This is a genomic window from Mycobacterium sp., from assembly GCF_036273375.1.
GTDB lineage: Bacteria > Actinomycetota > Actinomycetes > Mycobacteriales > Mycobacteriaceae > Mycobacterium.
The window spans coordinates 1-2,721 of sequence record NZ_DASUHS010000215.1; the positions used below are offsets into that span (position 1 = coordinate 1).

Consider the following 2,721-nt stretch of genomic DNA (forward strand, 5'->3'; position numbering starts at 1 on the left):
AGCGCCCTGGGGCACTCCTCCGAGGGTCTGCGGTCGCTGTCAGCGATCCGGCAATGGCTCGAGCGTGGTGAGGGGACCCGCCGCCCGGTGAACCTGCCGAATGACCTCAAGAAGTGGCGGTGGTATCCGCGGGGCGGAGAAATGAGTTCGCCGAGCCAGTCTTTCACTCGGTCAACGTTGGAAGAACGTATTGAATAGGGCTGATCGGCTCAGGCGGACAAGGTAACGGCAGCACAACCAATAGGTCTTCTCGAGGAGGAAGCGATGGCCAGCGATTACCGTGATGCGGACCCAGCGGGCTCAGATGAGCTCAGCATCGAGACCGAAGTATTTGGCCCAAAACAGGGGGCCATCGATCGTGTCCGTGATGCCCTGGAGGAACGCCCGGAAGTTCAGGATCGACTGCAAGAAACCGAGCACCGGCTGCTGGCGTTCGAACTCGTCGAGCCATCGCGAAAGCTTGAGAAGCCACAGCGACCCGACGCTTACCGCGTGACCTACTACGACTACACCAACAACCGGTCGGTCGTAGCTGACGGGCGGTTCGCGGATCAAGAGCGGCTGACGGTAACGGAAAGCGCGGCGCAGCCCCTCCCAACCGCCGAGGAGTTCGATGCCGCGGTCGAGATCTTGGCGCAGGATCCCGTGTTCCGTTCCGCGTTGCATGACCACCTCATGCAGCCTTATCCGGCGATGCCACCGCTGATCGAGGCGGAGCTCCCCGACGGACGGATCGAACGGACGCTGGCGGTAGGCCTCCTGCCAACCGAGGAGAACCGGTACGGCCGTCACGAGATCGTCGGCGTAAACATGATCCAGCGGCGTGTCGATCGCTACGATGAGGGCGCCCCGGCAACGGCCCGGGCGGACGCGGGGACATGCGGCGCTCCGGTTTCGGCAGGACAGCCGACGACCGGCCGCGGTGTCGCCGGCCAAGTATGGATCACCGTCGTGCAGGGTGGGACCGTGCTCTGGCGGTTCCTCGCCGTGCGGCCCTCAGCTTCGTCCGGTCAATGGGGCTCCGGCGTTGAGCTGCGCTACCTCGACTATCGTGGCCGGAGGGTCCTGTACCAGGCACACGTCCCCATCCTGAATGTCCTTTACGACGGCAATGCATGTGGTCCCTACCGTGATTGGCAGTGGCAAGAAGGGATGCTGCAGGCAAACGGCAACACCGTCGCCCCAGGATTCCTGCTTTGCCCGACACCGGCGAAGACCATCCTGGACACCGGTTCAGACGTCGGGACATTTCTCGGTGTTGCGATCTACGTAGCGGGCCAAGAGGTTGTCCTGGTCAGCGAGATGCAGGCGGGCTGGTACCGCTATATAAGCGAGTGGCGGCTGCACTCAAACGGAACGATCCGCCCCCGGTTTGGATTCGACGCAACTTCCAGTTCCTGCGTCTGCAACCGGCACCACCATCACGTTTACTGGAGGCTGGACTTCGACATCGAAACTGCCGGAGACAACCTGATCCGCGAATTCAACAACCCGCCAATCATCCCGGGGACGAACTGGCACACGAAGCTGTACGAGATCATGCGCCTGCGTTCTCCCTCGCACAACCGGCAATGGCGAGTCGAGAACGCCTCGTCGGGCAGAGGTTATACGATCGTCCCGGGACCGGGCGACGGGACAGCAGCCGGCGACCCCTACGCCAAGGGCGACCTTTGGTTCCTGCGTTACCACCCGGGAGAGATCGACGACTACCCGATCACCGGCACCGAGATACAGATCGACAAGTACAAGAATGGGGAACCGCTCGTTAACCAGGACGTGGTCGTGTGGTATGGAGCGCACTTCACCCACGACGTCTCGGGGCCGCATGTCAACCACGTCGTCGGGCCAAATCTCTACCCACACGAATGGTAACCCCGTCCGCACCGTGGCGGGAACGGTTCGGCGCTGGGTGCCGGGCTCAAGCGGCCCCGATGACCCCCGTTGAATGCCGTCGGCCGTATCTGAGGGCCTGCGGACGCCTGTGCAGGAGTTGGGAGGTGAAGGCCTTCCCATATCGTTCGTGGCATGGGCGCACCTATTACGACAGCCGCCATTGACAGTTTGACCTGGCGGAATGTAGTGGAAGCCGAATAGCTCAGGAGCCAGTCGTCGCTGTGGGATCTCACGCCGTAACGCCGGGAGACTACCTTTGAATGGGGAGCCTGCCCGGTGGCGCCGGGGCTTACTCGACTTCCTTCAGGATGTGCTGCATCTGTGCCAGCTGGTCCCTGAGCGAGTCAACCTGCACGCTGAGGTCGGTGAGTCTGAGATCAATGTGTTCCTGCGCGGTGATCCAGTGCTCCGGGTGGCCGACGGCGAATGATGATGCTGACCTGCGCATAAGCATCTACTAGCGCAACGTCCTCAATTCGGCATGAGTGCGCGTTGCGACTGGCTGTGCGGCGCCCGATCGGCCAGTTCTGCGCGCACGAAGGATGGCCCCACGGCGTGCCCGTAGCCGCGCCGATCGGCGATGCGCGCCTTATCTGAGTCCAGGGCCGGTTACGTACCGTGGGCAGAAACGCCCGGTGATCCGCAGGTATGATGCTCAGCGGCCAGGTGCTGGCGATGACTTTGGGCCCAGTGGATCGTTCTCACTGGTGGTGGGCCGCGGCAACCGGTCCCGGTCGCTGTGAAGCAACTGGTCAGGAGGTCATCGTGTCGCAGGTCCGGGTGCACAACTTCTCGGTGTCGCTGGATGGGTTCGGCACCGGTGAGGGG

At 63.0% G+C, this 2,721-nt stretch carries 3 protein-coding genes; 2 read left to right on the top strand and 1 reads right to left on the bottom strand.

Annotated elements, in window-relative coordinates; all coding sequences use genetic code 11:
* Both VFW69_RS19565 and VFW69_RS19570 read left to right on the top strand, forming a co-directional pair.
* On the top strand, positions 1–198 hold a 198-nt coding region (locus tag VFW69_RS19565; protein WP_526503651.1), incomplete at its 5' end, for a hypothetical protein.
* Between the two features lie 66 nt (positions 199–264).
* Positions 265–1,872: a hypothetical protein gene (locus tag VFW69_RS19570; protein ID WP_526503653.1), complete on the top strand. Its 1,608-nt coding sequence runs from the start codon at positions 265–267 to the stop codon at positions 1,870–1,872.
* Positions 1,873–2,182: 310 nt separating this feature from the next.
* Here VFW69_RS19570 and VFW69_RS19575 read toward each other — a convergent pair whose 3' ends face one another.
* The gene (locus tag VFW69_RS19575) at positions 2,183–2,341 is read right to left on the bottom strand and encodes a hypothetical protein (RefSeq protein WP_526503655.1); all 159 of its coding nucleotides are present in this window, start codon (positions 2,339–2,341) and stop codon (positions 2,183–2,185) included.
* Between the last annotated feature and the right edge of the window lie 380 nt (positions 2,342–2,721).

What these genes read in the sequence shown, in the direction of transcription:
- VFW69_RS19570 (WP_526503653.1), top strand. Translation starts at nt 265, where the DNA reads ATGGCCAGCGATTACCGTGATGCGGACCCAGCGGGCTCAGATGAGCTC.
- VFW69_RS19575 (WP_526503655.1), bottom strand. Translation starts at nt 2,341, where the DNA reads ATGCGCAGGTCAGCATCATCATTCGCCGTCGGCCACCCGGAGCACTGG.